This is a genomic window from Microbacterium sp. Ag1 (assembly GCF_001005635.1).
Lineage (GTDB): Bacteria > Actinomycetota > Actinomycetes > Actinomycetales > Microbacteriaceae > Microbacterium > Microbacterium oxydans.
The window spans coordinates 101,154-121,194 of the sequence record NZ_LBCR01000029.1 but is presented as its reverse complement, the minus strand read 5'-3'; the positions used below and the strand labels follow the sequence as shown (position 1 = coordinate 121,194).

The 20,041-nt window shown below is 68.9% G+C and carries 17 protein-coding genes; 7 read left to right on the top strand and 10 right to left on the bottom strand.

The window, feature by feature from the left end:
* Position 1: 1 nt before the first annotated feature.
* Positions 2-670, bottom strand: a complete 669-nt coding sequence (locus AAY78_RS09445; RefSeq protein ID WP_046748045.1) for a GntR family transcriptional regulator — start codon at positions 668-670, stop codon at positions 2-4.
* A 232-nt stretch (positions 671-902) separates the two neighbouring features.
* Between AAY78_RS09445 and AAY78_RS09440 the strand changes: the two genes are divergently transcribed.
* The 5 genes from AAY78_RS09440 (at position 903) to AAY78_RS09420 (ending at position 7,711) form a co-directional block, all read left to right on the top strand.
* On the top strand, positions 903-1,553 hold the full coding sequence (locus tag AAY78_RS09440) for a TetR/AcrR family transcriptional regulator (protein WP_046748044.1): 651 nt from the start codon (positions 903-905) through the stop codon (positions 1,551-1,553).
* A complete protein-coding gene (locus tag AAY78_RS09435) occupies positions 1,550-2,260 on the top strand; it encodes a hypothetical protein (protein ID WP_046748043.1) in 711 nt (236 codons plus the stop codon). Before AAY78_RS09440 ends, AAY78_RS09435 begins: the two co-directional genes overlap by 4 nt.
* A complete protein-coding gene (locus AAY78_RS09430; protein WP_046748042.1) occupies positions 2,257-4,092 on the top strand; it encodes a YhgE/Pip family protein in 1,836 nt (611 codons plus the stop codon). Before AAY78_RS09435 ends, AAY78_RS09430 begins: the two co-directional genes overlap by 4 nt.
* A 137-nt stretch (positions 4,093-4,229) precedes the next feature.
* A complete protein-coding gene (locus AAY78_RS09425) occupies positions 4,230-6,893 on the top strand; it encodes a penicillin acylase family protein (protein WP_082108649.1) in 2,664 nt (887 codons plus the stop codon).
* A 56-nt stretch (positions 6,894-6,949) separates the two neighbouring features.
* The gene (locus tag AAY78_RS09420; protein ID WP_046748041.1) at positions 6,950-7,711 is read left to right on the top strand and encodes an alpha/beta fold hydrolase; all 762 of its coding nucleotides are present in this window, start codon (positions 6,950-6,952) and stop codon (positions 7,709-7,711) included.
* Between the two features lie 47 nt (positions 7,712-7,758).
* Here AAY78_RS09420 and mnhG read toward each other — a convergent pair whose 3' ends face one another.
* From mnhG to AAY78_RS09390, 6 genes are read right to left on the bottom strand one after another with little or no spacing between them, the layout of a single operon-like run.
* Positions 7,759-8,148: a monovalent cation/H(+) antiporter subunit G gene (gene mnhG / locus AAY78_RS09415; RefSeq protein WP_046748040.1), complete on the bottom strand. Its 390-nt coding sequence runs from the start codon at positions 8,146-8,148 to the stop codon at positions 7,759-7,761.
* The gene (locus tag AAY78_RS09410; protein WP_021200077.1) at positions 8,145-8,414 is read right to left on the bottom strand and encodes a monovalent cation/H+ antiporter complex subunit F; all 270 of its coding nucleotides are present in this window, start codon (positions 8,412-8,414) and stop codon (positions 8,145-8,147) included. The genes mnhG and AAY78_RS09410 overlap by 4 nt, the downstream gene beginning before the upstream one ends.
* Entirely contained in the window at positions 8,411-9,001 is a 591-nt protein-coding gene (locus AAY78_RS09405) for a Na+/H+ antiporter subunit E (protein WP_046748039.1), read from the bottom strand. Before AAY78_RS09405 ends, AAY78_RS09410 begins: the two co-directional genes overlap by 4 nt.
* Entirely contained in the window at positions 9,001-10,551 is a 1,551-nt protein-coding gene (locus AAY78_RS09400; RefSeq protein ID WP_045262651.1) for a Na+/H+ antiporter subunit D, read from the bottom strand. The genes AAY78_RS09405 and AAY78_RS09400 overlap by 1 nt, the downstream gene beginning before the upstream one ends.
* On the bottom strand, positions 10,548-11,144 hold the full coding sequence (locus AAY78_RS09395) for a Na(+)/H(+) antiporter subunit C (RefSeq protein WP_046748038.1): 597 nt from the start codon (positions 11,142-11,144) through the stop codon (positions 10,548-10,550). The genes AAY78_RS09400 and AAY78_RS09395 overlap by 4 nt, the downstream gene beginning before the upstream one ends.
* Complete coding sequence (locus AAY78_RS09390) at positions 11,144-14,113, bottom strand: Na+/H+ antiporter subunit A (RefSeq protein ID WP_046748037.1); 2,970 nt, start codon at positions 14,111-14,113, stop codon at positions 11,144-11,146. The genes AAY78_RS09395 and AAY78_RS09390 overlap by 1 nt, the downstream gene beginning before the upstream one ends.
* Before the next feature lie 120 nt (positions 14,114-14,233).
* On the opposite strand from AAY78_RS09390, the gene AAY78_RS09385 reads away from it, so the two are divergent.
* The gene (locus AAY78_RS09385) at positions 14,234-15,733 is read left to right on the top strand and encodes a hypothetical protein (RefSeq protein ID WP_046748036.1); all 1,500 of its coding nucleotides are present in this window, start codon (positions 14,234-14,236) and stop codon (positions 15,731-15,733) included.
* Positions 15,734-15,752: 19 nt separating this feature from the next.
* On the opposite strand, the gene AAY78_RS09380 is transcribed toward AAY78_RS09385, so the two are convergent.
* Positions 15,753-16,814: a LacI family DNA-binding transcriptional regulator gene (locus AAY78_RS09380; protein WP_046748035.1), complete on the bottom strand. Its 1,062-nt coding sequence runs from the start codon at positions 16,812-16,814 to the stop codon at positions 15,753-15,755.
* A 60-nt stretch (positions 16,815-16,874) separates the two neighbouring features.
* Between AAY78_RS09380 and AAY78_RS09375 the strand changes: the two genes are divergently transcribed.
* Entirely contained in the window at positions 16,875-18,113 is a 1,239-nt protein-coding gene (locus AAY78_RS09375; protein WP_046748034.1) for an MFS transporter, read from the top strand.
* A 3-nt stretch (positions 18,114-18,116) separates the two neighbouring features.
* Here the strand turns inward: AAY78_RS09375 and AAY78_RS09370 are convergent, their stop codons facing one another.
* Together AAY78_RS09370 and AAY78_RS09365 are read right to left on the bottom strand one after the other, a co-directional pair.
* Positions 18,117-18,764, bottom strand: a complete 648-nt coding sequence (locus tag AAY78_RS09370; protein ID WP_046748033.1) for a response regulator transcription factor — start codon at positions 18,762-18,764, stop codon at positions 18,117-18,119.
* On the bottom strand, positions 18,761-19,957 hold the full coding sequence (locus AAY78_RS09365) for a sensor histidine kinase (RefSeq protein WP_046748032.1): 1,197 nt from the start codon (positions 19,955-19,957) through the stop codon (positions 18,761-18,763). The genes AAY78_RS09370 and AAY78_RS09365 overlap by 4 nt, the downstream gene beginning before the upstream one ends.
* Between the last annotated feature and the right edge of the window lie 84 nt (positions 19,958-20,041).

Genomic DNA, 20,041 nt, shown 5'->3' with positions numbered 1-20,041 from the left:
ATCAGCGCGCTCGCGCCGCGGTGCGGTCGACGACACCCGGCAGCACATCGTCGAAGAGGATCACCAGGGCCGCCCGGGTCTGCACCGCATCACGACGGACGATCGCCTCGCGGATCTCGCGCGTGGACCTCTCGTTCGCCGCCCAGTCGAACGACCCCGCAGAGCGCTGCGTGAAGCGCCGGATCTGCGGCCCGAGCAGTTCGATCACGGACTCCCGCAGGGCATTCCCCTCGAGACGGGCGAAGCCGATGGCGATAGTGCGCAACGCGACTCCGTAGGCCAGGACATCGCGCGCTCGTCCCGCGGCGGACATATCGTCGGTCAGCTCCACGAGATAGGCGACGTCATCCTCCTGGACGTGCGGCATCGCATGGCGCACCGAGCCGATCCAGCTGTCGCCGAAGAGGGCGATGGCATCGCGGATGTGATCGAGATCGAGCGGCGCCACGCGGGTGGCGCTGTTGCGGTGCATCTCGACGAGCCCTTGTTCCGCCAGGCGCGCCAGGGCATGTCTGACGGGCGTGGCGGAGGCCCCCAGGCTCTCCGCCAGCTCCGCGTCGCGAAGGCGCTCCCCCGGCCGCAGCTCACCGTCGACGATCGCATCCCGCAACCGGCGATAGACATCATCGCTCCTCGTTCGGCGTTCCCGCACGACATCGATGCCTGCCAAAGCACACTCCCCTCGACCACAGCGGTCCCCCACCACTTGAAAACGGTCGACACTCGCGTACCGGACGCTCACGCGTCCGAGACCGGCGCCATCCCCCGTGCGCGCTCACGCGCAACGCGTAACATAACACGCTCGGCTCCGCGACGGCTGCGCGGAAGCGGCACCTGAGGACGCTCTCCGAATGTGAAGAATAATCTTGCACAGCTATGTGCATGATCCGTAGCATGAGGTCATGACCACTCGTGCACCTCGTCGCGACGCCGTCGAGAACCGCGCCGGCATCCTCTCCGCCGCGCGCTCGACCCTGGCCGTCCATCCGCACGCCTCCATCGACGTCATCGCTCGTCGTGCCGGGCTCTCGCGTCGCACCCTCTACGGACACTTCGAGGACCGTGACGCCCTCATCCGGGAGCTCATCTCCAGCGGCACTCAGCGGTTCAACGCCATCGCCACCTCGATCGACGACATCGACGCCCGTCTCGCCCTCGCCCGCCTCGCCGCTCTGCTCTGGCACGAGGCCGCGCACGTGCAGGTGGCCGCGGCTCTCGCTCTCGATGAAGCGCACGTCGAGCACACGGCGGCCGCGCTGGCCCCGTTGCGCCGCACGGTGTCGGCACTCGTGCGACGCGGTCAGGACGACGGCAGCTTCCGCACGGACCTCGCCGCCCCTACCCTCGCGCGCCTCATCGAGGAGATGGCCCGCACCGTGATCTCGCGCACGGACGCGACCAGCACGGGTGCGGCTGACGTCGCCGTGCGGACCGTGTTGAGCATCGCCGGCCTCTCCTGGCGCGAAGCTGACGAGCTGCTCGCCTCGCACCCCGACATCGCCGCGGCCGCCGCTCCCACAGACTCCCCCATCGATCCGGAGGACCGTGCATGAAGATCTCGCTGCGCGATGTGAGCAAGGGCCGCAACGGCCAGGCGCTGCCCCCCATGTCGCTCGAGTTCCACACCGGAGCAGTGCGTTTCGCGATCGCCGAGACCGAGCAGCGACCGACCGTGCTCGGCTTGATCGCGAGCGGCCGCATGCGTCCGGAATCCGGGCGCGTGAGCATCGACGACGCGGTCGACGCGAAGTCCCTGCGTCGACGCGTGGCCCTGGTCGACGCTCCGGATGTCAGCGACCCTCATCCCGACGTCGCCCTGGTCGGCGTCGTCGAGGAGGAGCTCATGTTCGCGGGCCTCGGCGCCACCCCGCTCCACGCCCGGCGCTGGCTCGCTCGTCTGGGGTACAGCGAGCTCGCCGCCGCCCCCATCGGCACCGTCGATCCGGCGGCACGCGTGCGCATCCTGTGCGAGCTGGCCGTGCTCCGCTCCGGCGTCGAGGGCATCGTGCTCGTGTCGCCCGACCGTCACGGCGGCAGCCCCGATGGATGGTGGCGCATCGCCACGGAGTTCGCCGACCGCGGTTACGCGATGCTCGTGATCGTCGGCGGATCCGCTGCCGTGGCCCTGGAGCGGATGCACGAGTTCGACGCGATCAATGCCTCCGGACCGGTCGAGCCGCTCGTGTGGGACGAACCGGCGGACGATGCCGTCCCCGACATCGCGGACACCCCCGCAGACGAGAACGGAGGCACGCGATGAAGGTTCCCGCCATGATCGCCGCCGAGTTCCGACGACTGACAGCGAGCAGGATGGGCATCATCGCCCTGGTCGCGCTGATCTGCGTGCCGATCCTCTACGGCGGTCTGTACCTCTGGGCGAACCAGGACCCGTACGCCAAGTTCCCCGAGGTTCCCGTCGCCCTCGTGGTGGACGACGAGGGCGCGCCCGCACCCACGACCGGCACGGAACCCGCGACGGGCGAGACCGTCAACTACGGCGAAGACGTGGCGGAGAACCTGATCAAGGGCAACGCGTTCGACTGGCAGCTGATGTCGGCGGACGAAGCCTCGGAAGCACTGCGCCACGGCACGGTCGACTTCACGGTGACCATTCCGAGCGACTTCTCGTCGGCCCTCACCTCGGCGGCGGGGACCGACCCGCACCAGGCGCGCATCGATCTCGAGACCAATGACGCGAACAACTACCTCGCGTCGTCGATGGGTACGCAGGCGGTCGAGAAGATCCGCAGCTCGGTCGCCGAGATGGTGGGCAGCCAGGCCGCAGAGCGCCTGCTCACGGGCCTGAGCGACGTGCGTGACAAGCTCATCACGGCGACGGACGGCGCCACCAGGCTCGCCGACGGCGCCGGCACGGCGGCGACCGGGAGCATAACTCTGGCGGAGGGCACCGCGAAGCTGGCCGACGGCACGGCGCAACTCGCTACCGGGGCGCAGAGCCTCGCGAGCGGAGCCCAGCAGGTGAGCGCGGGCAACCGACAGCTCGCCGACGTCGCCGACCGCGCGGGGTCAGCGGTGCAACAGGCCGCGAACGCCTTGCCGCAGGTGCGCTCCGACATCGCGAACGCGCTGGCGCAGCAGGGCCTCACCCCCGAAGAGATCGACCAGGTGCTCGCCCGGCTCGATCCGCTGGGCGCGCGTCTGCAGGAGGGGAACACGCAGGTGCAGGCCGCGGTCGGCAAGGTCGATCAGCTCGCTGCCGGCGCCGCATCCCTCGCCGCGGGTGCGAACGAGCTCGCCTCCGGCGCCGGCACGGTCGCCACCGGCGCCTCCGCGGCGAACGACGGCGCGACGCAGCTGCGCGACGGACTGGCCGCGCTCGCCTCCGGTACGGCCGAACTGCGCGACGGGCTCGCCCAGGGGGTGGACGCGATCCCCGCCTCGACACCCGACCTGCGCTCCCGCCAGGCCGAGACGATCGCCGATCCCGTGAAGGTGTCGAGCGACAAGGTCGCCTCCGCGGAGGACTACGGCGCCGGGCTCGCCCCGTTCTTCGCCGCACTGTCGGCGTGGATCGGCATCTACGCGCTCTTCCTGATCGTCAAGCCGATCTCACGGCGGGCCATCACGGCCCTCCATTCGCCCGTCCGCATCACGCTCGCCGGCTGGCTCACCCCTGCGGTGCTCGGCGCGGTGCAGATGCTCGGGCTCATGGGAATCCTCGCCGTCACGCTCGGCTTCACGTTCGACCACCCGCTCGGAACCCTCGGTGTGATGATCTTCGCGTCGGCCACCTTCACGGCGATCATCCTCGCGTTGAATGTGTGGCTCGGCTCGGTCGGACAGTTCCTCGGGCTGGTGCTCATGGTGCTGCAGCTCGTCACGGCCGGTGGGACCTTCCCCTGGCAGACGCTGCCGGCACCACTCGCCGCCCTTCATCATGTGCTGCCGCTGGGATACGTGGTCGATGCGATGCGCCAGCTGATGTACGGCGGCGACTACGCGCGGGCCGGGTGGGATCTGGCAGTGCTCGGAGTCTGGCTCGTCGGTGCGCTGCTGCTCGCGATGATCGGGGTGACCCGGATGACGCACCGCCGCACGCTGCGGGATCTGCAGCCGAGCCTGATCGGGTGATCGGTCGGGCGCTCGCGGCGGAACACCTCGCGGCGAGCGCGGAGGTGGATATGATGCGAAGGCGCGACCCTGACACGCGCACCGGGGCTCGGTGGGACTGAGTTCCACCTGTCTACCCGAAAGAGTTCTCGACGATGATGACCGATTCGCAGGAGTCCGCCGCACCCTCACGCCCTTCGCTGGGTGTCCGCATCGGACGCGTCGCGTTCCTCGTTGTGGCCGCGATCGTCGTGGTGGCCGTGGCTGCGGCGTTCTTCGTGACCTGGACGATCCAGCGCTCCTTCCCGCAGACCGACGGATCCATCGAGCTCGACGGCCTCCAGGCCGAGGTCACCGTGCAGCGCGACGACCGCGGCATCCCGACGATCACCGCCGACTCCACGGACGATCTGTTCTACGCCCAGGGCTTCGTGCACGCGCAGGACCGCTTCTTCGAGATGGACTTCCGCCGCCACGTAACGTCCGGACGGGTCGCCGAGATGTTCGGGGAGTCGCAGGCCGGAACCGACGCCTTCCTCCGCACCCTCGGCTGGCGCAAGGTCGCCGAGGCCGAGGTCGAGGCCATGGACGACACCACCCGCGGCTACTACGAGGCGTATGCGGATGGGGTGAACGCCTACCTCGCCTCGCGTTCGGGTGCCGAGCTCTCGCTCGAGTACGCCGTGATCGGACTGCAGAACCCCGACTACGCCCCAGAGCCCTGGGAACCTGCCGATTCCGTGGCCTGGCTCAAGGCCATGGCCTGGGATCTCCGCGGCAACATCGAGGACGAGACCGAGCGATCGCTCCTCGCCGCCGAGCTGAGCACCGCTACCGACGGCGATGCCCCGGATGCCGCTACCACCGCGGACATGCTGGCGAAGCTCTACCCCGAGTACCCGTTCGCTGAGAACCCCGTGATCGTCCCGAAGATCTCGACCGTTCCGGCGCTCGGCACGGGAGCGGAACCCGCAGCCTTCACCCCCGGCGAGACCGAGGGTGAGGCGCAGCAGGCGTCGACCACCATCGACTGGGAGGAGACCTCGAACGTCATCGAGGCCGCCAGCGTGCTGGTCGGCGACGTGGGCGAGGGCATCGGCTCGAACTCGTGGGTCGTCTCCGGAGACCTCACCGAGACGGGGATGCCGCTGCTCGCGAACGACCCGCACCTCGGAGCCTCCCTCCCCTCGGTCTGGTACCAGGTGCAATTGAAGTGCTCGACCGTGGACGAGGAGTGCCCGTTCGATGTGGGCGGCTTCTCGTTCTCCGGGCTGCCCGGCATCGTGATCGGCCACAACCAGAAGGTCGCGTGGGGGTTCACGAACCTCACCACCGACGTCACCGACCTCTACGTCGAGCGGGTCGAGGGCGACCAGTACTGGCGCGACGGAGCCCTGGTGCCGCTGGAGGAGAGCACGGAGACGATCAAGGTCGCCGGCGGCGATGACATCGATCTGACCATCCGCTCCACCGTGCACGGCCCGATCATCTCCGGACTCACGGACGACTTCACGGAGATCGCCGATGACCCAGAGCCCGCGCTGGGCGTCGAGGCCTCCGCACCGACCACTCCCGTCCCCGGGTCGGAGGACGCCGAGTACGCCGTGAGCCTGCGGTGGACGGCGCTCGATCCCGGGACGGCCGCGACGGCGATCTTCGCCCTCTCCACCGCGCAGGATTTCGATGACTTCCGCTACGCCGCGTCGCTCTTCGACGTGCCGGCGCAGAACCTCATCTACGCCGACACCGAGGGCAACATCGGATACCAGGCCCCCGGCCGCCTCCCCATCCGTGGTGCTGGCGACGGATGGATGCCCCAGCCCGGATGGGACAGCAGCTACGACTGGACGGGCTTCATCCCGTTCGAGGAGCTGCCGGTGTCGTACAACCCGAACTCGGGGTACATCGTCACCGCGAACAACGCGATCGTGACGGACGACTACGGCTACGTCCTCTCCCGCGACTGGGACTACGGCTACCGGGCGGCGCGGATCGCCCACCTCATCGAACGGCGGACGGCGGTCGCCCCACTGACCGCCGACGACATGCGCGACATCCAGATGGACAACGAGATGTGGATCGGAACGCAGCTGGCGACCGCCATGGCCGAGGTCGACGTCTCCGGGGCAGGCGCGTCCGATGCCGTCGACCTCTTGGAGGCCTGGGACGGTCAGAACAGCGCATCGTCGGCGGCCGCCGCCTATGCGAACGTGCTGTGGTCGAACCTGGTGCAGAACATCTTCGCCGAGCGCGAGCAGCCCCTCCCGATCGATGGTCAGGGGCGCCTGTTCACGGTCGTCTCCGCCATGCTGACCGATCCGTCCGACCCGCTCTGGACCAACGAGCAGCTCGACGTCGACGGGATGGAGCAGATGCTCGCGCTGTCGGCGGAGGAGGCCTACGACGAGCTCGCAGCCCTGCAGGGGACCACGCTCTCGCGATGGAACTGGGGTGACCTGCACGCGATCACCCTCACCAGCGACACGCTCGGCTCGTCGGGGATCGCCCCGATCGAAGCACTGTTCAATCGCGGGCCGTTCCCCGTGAGCGGAGGAGCGTCCGTCGTGAACGCGACCGGATGGGAGCTCGGCGTCTCGTATGCGACGACGACGGTGCCGTCGATGCGGATGGTGGTCGATCTCTCCGACTTCGACGCCTCGACCTGGAACCACCTGACCGGCGCCTCCGGACACGCGTTCCACGAGCACTACACCGATCAGACCGCCGACTGGGCGGTAGGCGCCCAGAAGCCGTGGGCGTACTCGACGCAGGCGGTGAAGTCCGCAGCCGTCGACACGCTGGTGCTCAGCCCGGCCGACTGAACCCGAGGGTCGGAGTATCCGAGCACTGCCCCAGGATGCTCGGCTAGCGTGGATGGGTGCCAACCAGCTACCTCGCCCCCAAGGGCACCCCCGTCACGCTCCTGGAGTTCGAGCACGGAGGTGCGACCCTCATCGCCGAGACGTTCGGAGAAGGACCGCACACCTACCTGCTCCTGCACGGTATCGGCATGGGGCGCAGCGTCTACCTCGACGTCGTGCAGCGGCTCGATGGACGAGTCATCGCGGTCGATCTGCCGGGCTTCGGGGAGGCGCCAGAGCCCACGCGCACCCTCACGATGGAGCGGCACGCCGACCTGGTCGCGGCCTACCTCCAGCACGTGGACTCCGGTCCCGTTCTCGTGATCGGCCACTCCATGGGGAGCCAGATCGCTGCCGAGCTCGCCGCACGCCATCCGTCCCTCGTCGAAGGAGTGGTGCTCGCCGGTCCCACCGTGAACAAGGCGGCACGCAACATCGGAGCGCAGGCCCGCTACCTGCTGACCGACCTCATCGGCGAGCGGCCGCTGGTCATCTGGCGTGGAGCCCGCGAGTACCTCCGCGGCGGACCACACCTCTTCCGCAAGATGCGCGCAACGATCGTGCATGAGCCGGAAGACGCCTTCGTGCGCATCGAGTGCCCGGTGCTGGTGCTGCGCGGAGAGAGCGACCCGCTGGCACCGATGAGCTGGTGCCGCGAGATCATCGACGCGATCCCCGGAGCCGACCTCGAGGTGATCCCCGATCACGGTCACGGCACCCTGATCAGCGACTCCGAGCCCGCGGCACGCCTGATCCACGAGTTCGCCGCCCGCATCTGACGCCCGCGGGCTTTCCGTCGAGCGGCTCCCGGGATCAGACCTCGAGGTCAGCCGGCGGCGGGCGGGGTCTGCTTCGACTCGGCGAGCTCGTCGACCACGAGACCGCGCTGCTCGATGGTGCCGTTGCGATACGCCTGCCGTCCGACCATGTGCGCCGAGAGCGGAGCGGTCGCGAACTGCATGAGCACCACCGGGGCGACCAGTACGAACCCGAGCAGGATGCCGCCGATCGAGCGCTGCGACAGCGCGATGGCGATGCAGATGAGGAGCAGACCGAGTACCTGCGGCTTGGTCGCCGCGTGCAGTCGCGAAGGCACATCGCGGAAGTGCAGCAGCCCGACCGCAGCCGACAGGCACAGCACGGCGCCGAGCAGGATGAGCACGAGCACCGCCACGTCGATGACGGCGTCGGGGATCATGAGACCGAACACGTTCATGGTGTCGTGTTGTCCCTTCTCGCGACGAAGCGGGCGACGGCGATCGAGCCGAACACCCCGATGGCCGCGATGATCAGGAGCACCGGGATGTTGCGGGTGTGACCGTTGATGGCCATCTCCGCACCGATCACGCACATCACCTCGGTGAGGAGCACGTCGGAGGCCACGGCCCTGTCGAGGATCGACGGCCCGCGCACGATCCGGATCAGGGCGAGCACGGCGGCGATGCCGAACACCACCATGATCAGCAGCAGGAGAATGTTCATCGGGCACCGCCCTTCGTCAGTCCGAGGCCCGCACGCTCGTCGGCCTTGAGGGCACGATACTGAGCGGGGTCTCCGAGCGCACGCACGACCCGCTGCTCCCAGCGCAGCACGCCCGCACGCTGCCTCTCCACGTCGTCGAGGTTCCGGACGCCGATCACGTGCAGGTACAGGATCCGGCGGTCGCGGTCGGTCTCCACGACCAGCGACCCGGGGATCAGAGACGACACGACAGCGACGTGCGTCATGACGAGGTCGTCCGCGTAGCGCAGCGGCACCGCGATGATGGCCGTCCCCGGCTGTCGGCGGAAGTCGAAGACCTGCACGGTGACCGAGAGGGCGCCGCTCAGCACGGCGAACAGGAACTGCACCACGAAGAGCGCCGCGTACCAGAGGTTGATCCGGCCGGAGAGCGCGACGGTCGGCAGGCGGAACACGCGGGTGACGAAGATCGCGACGACGAGTCCCGTGAGGAACGACAGCACCGTGAACTGCGCCCACAACAGCATCCAGAGCACGACGAGCCACGCGAGGAACGGCAGCTGCACGCGGATGTCGCGCCACAGGTGACGCCGGGTGTCACGCGCCATCAGCCCACCTCGTCTTCCAGTTGCACGAGGCTCACGGGCTGCAGCAGTCCGGCGCCGATGCGGTCGCAGAGGGCGTACAGGGGACCCGCGAACACGGTCAGAGCGAGGGTCACAGCGACCATGCCTCCGGTCGCGAGGGTCATGATCTTCGGGATGCGGCGACGCTCCTGCTGCTCGTCGGCGGCGGGGGCGTTACCCAGGTAGGAGATGCGGCCCTCGGTCTCGGTGGAGTCCTCCTCCTCGCGCCAGAAGGCGAGGTTCCATGCGCGCATCAGCGCGTACAGCGTCAGCAGCGAGGTGATGATACCGCCGAAGATCAGCACGATCATGATCGGAGTTCCGACGGAGGCCGCAGCTTCGAACAGCGCGAACTTGCCGATGAACCCCGAGAAGGGTGGCAGGCCGCCGAGGTTGATCGCGGGAACGAAGTACAGCACCGCGATGACCGGGGCGACCTTCAGCAGCCCCTTGACCCGCAGGATCGACGTGCTTCCCGCTCGGCGTTCCACGAGCCCGACGGCGAGGAACAGCGTCGTCTGCACGACGATGTGGTGAACGATGTAGTACACCGTCGCGCCGATAGCGGCGGGCGTCGCGATCGCGAGCCCGAAGATCATGTAGCCCACGTGGCTGACCAGCGTGAACGACAGGATTCGTTTGAGCTCTGCCTGCGCCACGGCGCCGAGCACTCCGACGATCATGGTCGCGAGCGCGATGATCAGCAGCAGGGTGTCGATGCTGTTCGAGGCGAAGAGCTGCGTCTCGGTGCGGATCAGCGCATACACGCCGACCTTCGTCAGCAAGCCGGCGAACACGGCGGTGACCGGGGCCGGAGCGGTCGGGTACGAGTCGGGCAACCAGAACGACACCGGGAAGATGGCAGCCTTGATGCCGAAGGCCACCACGAGCATCAGGTGCAGCACCAGCTGCGTCTCCTGGGGGAGCTCCGACATCCGCTCGGCGATCTGGGCCATGTTGACCGTGCCGAGCGCGCCGTAGATCATGGCGATCGAGGCGAGGAACAGGATCGACGAGACCAGCGAGACGACGATGTAGACCGCACCGGTGCGGATACGGGACTCGGTGCTGCCCAGCGTGATCAGCACGTAGGAGGCGACGAGCAGGATCTCGAATCCGACGTACAGGTTGAACAGGTCCCCGGCGATGAAGGCGTTGAAGATACCGGCCGCGAGGATCAGGTACGACGGGTTGAAGATGGAGATCGGCGTCTCGTCGGTGCCGTCCGCCGCACCTTGGCCGATGGAGAAGAGCAGCACCGCGAGCAGCACGATGCTGGAGATCAGCACCAGGAGCGCGGCGAGCCGGTCGACATAGAGCACGATGCCGAACGGAACGGGCCATCCGCCGACCGACACCGCGAGCGGAGCACCCGAATCGACGACGACCAGGAGCACGGCGGCGATGATCGAGACGGCGGCGAGGGTGGCGACGGTGACGACGACCTGGAGGCGCGCGTTCCGGCCGAACACGAGAGTGACGGCGGCACCGAGCAGTGGCAGTGCGACGAGGAGGGGGACGAGGGCGGTCATGGCCTGCCCTCCTCGTTCTCGTCGTGGTCATCGGGTTCGTCGGGGCGCGGTTCTCGACCCTCGTCCGCAGCAGAGGGTTCGCTCCCCCAACCGGTCGGAGCGTCATACGGCGCATCGTCGTGGATGGAGGGGTGGTCCCGCATGTGCAGCACCGTGATCGGCGCGGTCTGCACGCCGACGAAGTCCGTGGTCGCCTCGTCGTCGTCCGTCTCGGATTCGTCGTCCATGAGGTCTTCGTCGGCATCGGTGCGCTCGCGCAGGGCGATGTCGGCCTCGTCGTCCTCGACCGTGTCGGCCTGTCCGAGCTGCCAGGAGCGATAGATCAGTGCGAGGAGGAAGGCCGAGACCGCGAACGTGATCACGATAGCCGTGAGGGTGAGCGCCTGCGGGAGGGGGTCGCTCATCTCGCCCTCGGTACCGAAGAACGGGGCGTTGCCCGGCACGCCCATCACGATCAGCAGCAGCAGATTGGTGGCGTTGCCGAGCAGCAGGAAGCCGATCAGCACGCGGGTCAGGCTGCGCTCCAACATCGCGTAGACACCGCATGCGAAGAGGATGGCCATGATGACGATCAGGGTGAGGGAGACGTCCATCAGCTGCTCCTCCCGCCCCGCGAGAGGAATCCTTCAGGACCGGGCGTGGTGCGCAGGGCGGCCTGACGGTCGACCTCGGCCCCGAGGCTGCGGAGCACGTCGAGCACGAGTCCGATCACGACGAGATAGACGCCCACATCGAAGATGGTCGACGTGACGAACTCCATGTGTCCGATGAGCGGGATCTCCCACTCCCAGAACGTGCTGGTCAAGGGGGCGAGGCCGAAGAACAGGGGCACCACGGCCGTGCCGACGGCCAGGATGAGGCCGGTGCCGAGGAGGCGTCCCGCGTCCGTCGGGGCCGCGGCTCCCAGCTCCCAGCGACCGCCGGCGATGTAGCGCATCACCAGCGCCATACCCGCGACGAGACCGCCGGCGAACCCGCCACCCGGCAGGTTGTGCCCGGAGAACAGCAGGAAGATCGACACCACGATGATCGTGTGGAACAGGATGCGGACGATCACCTCGAGCAGGATCGACCTGTTCTCGGGCTTCATCTTCTGGCCGCCGACGAGCCATGCCCGCGGGCTGCTCTCGTTCTCGGACGTCTGGAAGCGGATGCCCTCGGTCGTCTCGACGAGGGGGCGGCTGCGCGCGGCCTTGCGCGTGGCTCGCGGCAGGTTCTTGGTGGCGGCCAGCAGATCGGCGCGGTGCGTGACGAACACGAGGGAGGCGACGCCCGTCGCGGCGAGCACGAGCACCGAGAGCTCGCCCATGGTGTCCCAGCCACGCAGGTCGACGAGCGCCACGTTGACGACGTTCTTGCCGTGGCCGATCTCGTACGCGAGCTTCGGGAACGCCTCCGAGATCGGTTCGGCGACGCGGGACTGGGTGGCGACGACGGCCACGAAGGCCATCGTGACGCCCACGCCGATGGCCAGCAGGGCGCGGGGGATGCGCCCGACCGAGGCGTTGTGCTCGCCCATGCGCGCGGGAAGACGACGCAGCACGAGGGCGAAGGTGACCATCGTGACCGTCTCGACCAGGATCTGCGTGAGCGCGAGGTCGGGGGCGCCGCTCGTCGCGAAGAGCACGACCATTCCGAGTCCAGTGACCGAGACCAGCACCACGCCGGTGTAGCGCTTGCGCGCACGGACCGCGAAGATGCCGGCGATCGCCATGATCGGCGCGACGGCGATCTGCGCCGGGGTGTGCCAGAGGGACAGGTTGTACCGATCGATGTCGCTCGCGATCAGCGCCGTGACCTCGGCGGCGACGAACACCACGAAGATGGTGCCGACGTACACGGGCAGCGAGCCGCGCTGCGTGAGCGTCGTGCTGAGCACCGAGAGACGGTCGACGCCGCGCATGACGAAGTAGTACACGTCGGCCGCGGTGAAGCGCAGGATGCGAGCCTTGCGGTCCCAGGCGGTCCTGCGGGTGAGCAGGAACAGCCCGATGCCGAGCAGGATCGACAGGATCGAGATGCCCAGCGCCGGTTCGAAGCCGTGCCAGAGCGCCAAGTGGCCAGGGCCCTCGACGGCTTCCCCGGAGTGATCGAGGCCGGGGGTCGCCGTGAGGGCGTATCCCTGCAGAGCGGTGTCCAGGGCGGGAGCGCCGATGCCGGTGGCGAGGGTGACCCCCGCGAGGATGATCGGCGCGGACAGGAAGCCCACCGGCGGATCGGGCCATGCGGTGTCGGGAAGCTGCTGGCCCTGGTCGTCGCGCTTCTTCCAGAACGCACCCCAGAGGAAGCGCACGCCATATGCCGCAGTCAGCATGGAACCGAGGACGATCCCGATCAGCGCGACGAGACCCCAGGCGGAGCCGCCCTGCGCGTCGTCGAGGAGCGCGGTGAGCGTCGATTCCTTGGCGACGAAGCCGATGGTCGGGGCGATACCCGCCATGGAGGCGACGGAGATGAATGCCGCTGTGGCCATAACGGGCGCCTGCCGACCGACACCGGAGAGCTCGTTGATGTCACGGGTCGACAGTTGGCGGTCGATCACACCGACGATGAGGAACAGCGCCGACTTGAACAGCGCGTGGCCGATGACCAGGGCGAGACCGGCGAGGGCGGTCGCCTGCGTGCCGTAGCCGACGACGATCGCGAAGAAGCCGAGCTGGCTCACGGTGCCGAAGGCGAGGATGCGCTTGAGGTCGGTCTCCCGAAGCGCCTGGATTCCGCCGAGCAGCATCGTGACGATGCCGAGCGTGATGACGATCGGTCGCCATGTCGTGCTGAACGCGAAGATCGGGGCGAAGCGGGCGATCAGGTAGATGCCGGCCTTCACCATCGCGGCCGCATGCAGGTAGGCGCTGACCGGGGTGGGTGCCGCCATGGCACCCGGAAGCCAGAAGTGGAAGGGGAACAGCGCCGATTTGCTGATGGCCCCGATCAGGAGCATCACGATCGCGGCGTCGATGAGCGGCCCACTGGGCGCGAGCTCGAGGATCTCGCGGATGCTCGAGGTGCCCGTGTCGACGACGAGCAGCACGACGCCGACGAACATCACGAGACCGCCGAGCGTGGTCACGAGCAGCGCCTGCAGTGCGGCACGACGGCTGGCAGCGCGCCGACGGTAATGGCCGATGAGGAGGTAGGAGAGGATGCTCGTGACTTCCCAGAACATGACGAGCATCACGAGGTCGTCGGTGAGCACGAGCCCGTACATCGCCCCGGCGAAGCCGAGCAGGACACCGGCGAACTGGCCGACCCCCGCGGAGTCCTCGTAGAAGTACCAGCGGCAGTAGAGGAGCACGAGCGCGCCGACGCCGGTGACGATCAGCGTGAGCACCCAGCCGAGCACGTCCATGTTCATGGAGAGGTTGAGTCCCAGCTGCGGGATCCACTCGACCGATTCGAACGGGACGGGGCCGTCGAGCACCCGCGGCGTCATGACGAGCGCGTGCACGAAGGCGGCTGCCGGAACGAGGGCGGCGATGGCGAAGGCCTGAGCTCCGAGCCAGCGCACCAGAACGGGCATCAGCAGCGACCCGAGGAGGAACACAGCGAGGAGCATCAGCATATACGCGGCTCCCTCAGGGCTCGTCGGCCATTTCGGCACAGGCGGGCGGGTGTCAGACCAGTTTACCGGCGCGAGAGGTTCCTGCGGTCCACAGTTGCACGATCGTGCGAGAGTTGGCCCATGCGGCGGGTCTGGGTGCGAGAGCTCGCGGGCTGGTCGGGAGCACTGGTCGTGGCGGTCATCACCGTCGCTCAGGTGGCTTCATCCGCCCGCGCGGAGCTGCTGTTCCGAGACGGAGATTCCCTGGTCGTGGGCATGTTCGCTCGGTCGCTGCTCTCCGGCGCACCGCTCGACTGGGCGATGTCGAGCGTACTGTTCCTGCCCGAGTCCGCGGTGTTCTCCGGGCTGGACGCCGCGCTCGGGCTCGATGTGAACGGATTGCTCACGGTGAATGCCGTGGTCAACATGCTGGCCCTCTACGGTGCACTCCGCGTCGCCGTAGGGCGTCGGCGGGACAGGACAGCCCCCGTCGCATGGGCGCTGCTCGGGATGGGCACCTTCGCGATCCTCGCCATGACCGATCTCTCGGGGTCCCGAGACGCCCTGGAACTGGCCTCACTGCTGCTGACTACCACCTACTACGCCGCCACCGTGGTCGCCGTCGTCCTCTGTGTGGGACTGGTCCGTCGTGTGCTCGACCGAAGCGCAGGAGGTATCGGCGCACTGATCGCGCTCGGGGCGATCGCCGCCGTGTCGACGCTCTCGAATCCCCTCTTCGCCGCCTGGGCCACGGTTCCGCTCTCGCTGCTGCTCCTCGTGATGCTCCTTCGCCCGCCACGACGAACACGCACCGCAACGATCCTCGTCGTGCTGGTCATCGGCACCGCGCTGGGCTTCCTCGGACGCATTCCGCTTCGGGCATGGATCGCCAACACCGGTGCCGGCTACATCCAGCCCGAACTCTGGACGGAATCCGCGGGCTACTACGGGGGCCTTCTCCTCGACCGCCTTGCGACGCCCGCAGGGATCTTCGGAGTCGTGGTCGTGGTGGCTCTGGTCGGCTGGGCGATCGCGAACACGGCACGCGTCGGAGACACCGGCTCCCGTTTCGTCGCCACGGTCGCGTGGGCCATGCCCGCTCTCGTCCTGGTCGGGGCGATCGCCCTCGGTACCCACGCCGCCCGTTACCTGCAGCCGCTCGCGTTCGGACCCGTGCTCGTGATCGTGGCCGCTCCCCATATCCCGCGGATGCCCGCCCGGGCACCCCGTGCCCTCACGGCCACCGCGGCCGTGCTCCTGCTCGTGGGCGGGGCGCTTAGTGTGCCTCGGCTCGTCGCGGCGAGCACGACGCCCGACCCCGATCTCACCTGCGTGACCGACTGGGTCGATGCCTCGGGCCGCATCGGCGGAGGACAGTTCTGGACCGTGCGGCTGCCGAAGCTGCATGTCGCCGATCCCCGCCACCTCGTGCAGGTCGATCACGAGCTCAACGCGTACGCATGGTTGGTGAACCGCGAGGACTTCGACGTCGACGGAGTCTCGTTCCTCGTCGAGGACTCCCAGACCGTCGCGTGGCAGCTCTCCACACCGGCGATACCCGACGATGTCGTCGAGTGCGGGCGATATCGCATCCTCGACTTCGGCGAACGCGTTCTGCCGCTCGGCTCACAGCACAGCTGAGCACTCGGCGAGGACGCCGCTAGCGCGGGACGGGGCCCGTCGTGGTGCCGGCTCGGAACGCGCAGGTGAGGTGCTGCGTGCTCCCGGGTTCGCCACGCAGCATGCGGGCGATCTGCTCCCCGGCAGCGCGCCCCTTCTCGACCGCGGGCTGCACGCTGGTCGTGAGCGTGAGATCGCCGAGTCCGTCGACCTCGATGCCGTCGAAGCCCGCGACGGAGAGATCTTCGGGCACGCGGAGACCCAGCTCCTCGGCTGCGCGGATGACGCCGACCGCAAGCAGATCGCTCTGCGCGAGCACGGCCGTGGGTCGAGTGGCCGGGTCGGTCAGGAGCATGCGGCCGACCAGCACGCCCTCATCGATGAAGCTGCCGGACGCCGAGATCGCCGGCGCATCCGGGAAGACCTGACGCATCCCCTCGAGACGGTGCACTGAGACGTCGACGGTCGCTTTCTCGACCCGTTCGGGCGTCACCAGCGCGCGCTCGCGCTCGCTGTCGAGCGAGAGGGTGACCAGCGCCACGTCCCGGTGCCCGAGGTCGTAGACGTGCTGGGCGACGTCAGCGGAGGCTGCGACGTTGTCGAGGGTGATGCGCGGGATGCCCTCTCCGGCGTCGCCTTCGATGACGACCACGGGCAGTCCGCGGCCGAGGACCACTTCGAGCGAGGCCTTCGTGCGCCCGGAACAGCCGATGAGCACGAAGGCGTCGACGGGGGCGTTGGTGATGGCTGCACCCTCCTCCCCCGGCTCGTCGCGCATGAGGAGGATGCCGGCGCTCAGGTCGGCGAGCCCGTCGGTGAGGCCGTCCATCATGGCGGTCGTCACGGGATCGAGGAATGCTGCACGCAGATGCCCTTCGAGCACCACGGCGACGATGCCACTGCGTCCTCGTCGCAGCGAGGCCGCACGAGGGTCCGGCCCCGCATAGCCGAGATCGGCTGCGGCGGCGAGGACGCGCTCCCTCGTGGCGGCGGCCACGTTCGCCTTGCCGCTGAAGACGACGGATGCGGTGGAGGTCGCCACGCCCGCCTCACGTGCGACGTCGGCGATCGTGGGCCGACGCGGCGTCTCCTGGCTGCTCATACTTCGAGGATAGCTCCCCGCGCTTCCCTACGGTCGAATCGATTCGATAGGCTGTCCGGCATGGAAACAGCCCTCTCTCGTTCGCAGTTCGTGCGCTGGCGCGCGGCGATCTTCGCCATCTTCCTCGCGAGCGGCCTCTCGATCGCGACCTGGGCGTCGCGCGTGCCCGGGATCAAGGAGGCGCTGGGACTCGACAACGCGCAGGTCGGTCTGATCCTGCTCGGCATGGGCATCTCGTCCATCCTCGGCATCTCGACAGGCCCCGCGGTGATGGCACGTCTGGGCGCCCGGCGCGGGATGCTCCTCACGATGCTGACGTTCGCGCTCGGCATCGTGCTGGTCGGCCTGGGCGCGAACGTGTTCGGTTCCGTCCCCGTCGTCATCGTGGGCATGGTGCTGTTCGGCTTCGGCAACGGGTCGGTCGACGTGATGATGAACGTCGAGGCGACCGCGATCGAACAGCAGATGGGCAAGACGATCCTGCCGGTCTTCCATGCCTTCTTCAGCTTCGGCACCGTCATCGGTGCGGGGATCGGCGCTCTCGCCGCGCAGCTCGCCGTCGACGTCGCGACCCACGCCGCGATCATGGGCGGGCTGATCGCCGTGATCGCGATCGTCTGCTTCTTCCAGGTCCCGGTGCGCGAGGCCGCCCTCGATCCCGCGGCGCATGAGAAGCCGGCCTTCCGCGTCCGCATGCACACGGCGCTCGAAGCGTGGCGCGAGCCCCGCACCTACCTCATCGGTGTGGTCATGCTCGGCATGTCTTTCGCCGAGGGCGGAGCCAACGACTGGATCGCCCTGGGCACCGAACAGGGTCACGGCTTCGCCGAGGGCACCGGAGCCGTATCCCTGGCCGTGTTCTCGGTCGGCATGACCGTCGTGCGCCTGTTCGGCGGTCCCCTCGTGGATCGCTTCGGCCGCGTCCTGGTCCTGCGCATCCTCGCTGCGACCGCAGCGTCGGGCATCCTGCTGTTCATCCTCGCCCCCACCTTCCCGCTCGTGCTGGTCGGAGCCGCGCTGTGGGGAATCGGCGCATCGCTCGGCTTCCCGCTGGGCATGTCGGCGGCGGCAGACGACCCCGCCAAGGCCGCGGCCAGGGTGAGCGCGGCCGCCACGATCGGCTACATCGCCTTCCTCGGCGGCCCGCCGGTGCTCGGAATCATCAGCGAGCACATCGGTCTGCTCAACACGCTGTTCATCCTGGTCGCGCTGGTCGTGATGTCCGGGCTGTTCTCGGGTGCTGCGCGTCCGCTCCGCGACGACGAGAAGAGCTCGGTCGCGACGGTCGCACAGGGCTGAGCATCAGTCGTCGCGGCCGCGTACGAGCGCGGCCGCATGCGACCGACTGCGTGCGCCGAGCTTGGTGAGCACGTTCGAGACGTGCGTCTTGACCGTGGGGACCGAGATGCGCAGTCGCGCGGCGAGCTGGGCGTTCGACCACCCCTGCAGGATCCCGTCGAGCACGTCCTGCTCCCTGGCCGTCAGCTCGACCATCCCCTCGCGGTGCCTGACCGGTGCCGGCATGGCGGCGATCTCGGCGACGGCGGCGAGCGCTCGTCGCGTCACACGCGGATCGAGCGCGCCTTCGCCCGCCGCGATCGCCCGCACGGCCCTGCCGAGCGTGGGGGCGTCGACCGTCTTGAGGAGGAAGCCGACGGCGCCTGCGCGGATCGCCCCGAACACCAGGTCGTCCTCGTCGAAGCTCGTGAGCACCAGCACGTCGCTCAAATGGCGCTCGACGATCTCCGCCGTCGCCGATATCCCGTCGCGTCCCGGCATCCGCAGATCCATCAGGACCACGTCGGGACGCAGCGCCGCGGCGTTGCGGACGGCGACGTCGCCGTCCGCCGCTTCGCCGACCACCGTGATCCCCTGCGCCTCGAGCATGATGCGCAGCCCCGCCCTGATCGCGCCGTGGTCGTCCGCGAGCAGCACCGTCGGCTCGCTCATGCCGCTGCCTCCGTCGGGATGCGACCTTCCACCGACCATCCACCGGCGACCGGACCGGCAGTGAAGGCGCCCCCCAGCGCGGCGACCCGTTCCCTGAGCATCTGCAACCCCCAGCCCCCATCCGCGGATGCGGACGCTCTGCTCGGCGAGCCACCCCTCGAACGCACCTCGACCCGCACCTCGGGACCGCTCCTGCGGATGATGACGTCGACCTCGGCGCCGCTGGCGTGACGGATGCAGTTGTTCAGTGCCTCCCGCACGATGCGGATGACGGCCTGCTCGAGCGCGGAACCGACATCGTCCACGTGATCGGCGACGAGTCGCACCGTGAGTCCCGCGCGTTCCGCCTCCTGCACGATCCCCTCGAGGTCCCCCCACCGCGGCGAGGACGCGGGACTGCCCTCACCGCGACGGAGCACGGAGATCATCGATCGCAGCGCCGCATGGGCATCGAGACCTGCATCACGCACGGCCTGCAGCGCTTCGCGGTCCCGCGGAGGATCGGGCGGCGTCGACAGGGCGGCCTCCGCGCGGATCGCCATCGCCATCACATGACCGGCCACCACGTCGTGCAGCTCGCGCGCCATGGTCTCGCGCTCCCGTTGCACCGCCTCCACTCGGTCGCGCTCGGCGACGGCTGCGGCATGCTCCGCCCGCTGCCGGTGCAACTCCGCGAGCTCGTGCGCTTGGGAGACCGCCACGGCCCACCAGTAGTCGGTGCCGAAGATCGCTCCGAACTGCACTCCGATGAGGAACGCGACCGGGAACGACACATCGGTGAGCAGCCAGGCGCAGAGGAAGAGGACGACGGTCGCCGCCCCCAGCAGCACCAGCAGCATCCTTCGCCCGCGGGAATCCGCCAGGAAAGCGGCCGTCCACAGGACGTCCAGGAGCACCACGAGGGTCCCGAGGCCACCCACGGTGAGCAGGTCCGCGACGAACAGCAGGGAGACGAGCACGAGCACGGTCACCGGCATGCGCCGCTTGAAGAGGGCGAGCGCACAGGCGGGAAGGGCGAGCACCAGCGCCCACCACGGCGACAGGGGCTCCTGCGGGAGCGAGAACGGCCCCCAGATACCCCGGAATCCGAAGGCCGCCATCACCACGGCGAAGATCGCCATGCCCAGCGGGTCCGCCCACCAACGGTGCCGGCGGTACCAGGCGCCGAATCCGCCTTCGACCTGCTCGTGCATGCCCTCATGCAATCACGACGGCCGCCGCCGCGCATCCGACGAAGGGATGAGTGGTTCTGCGGAGACGGTACTTTCGCCCGATCC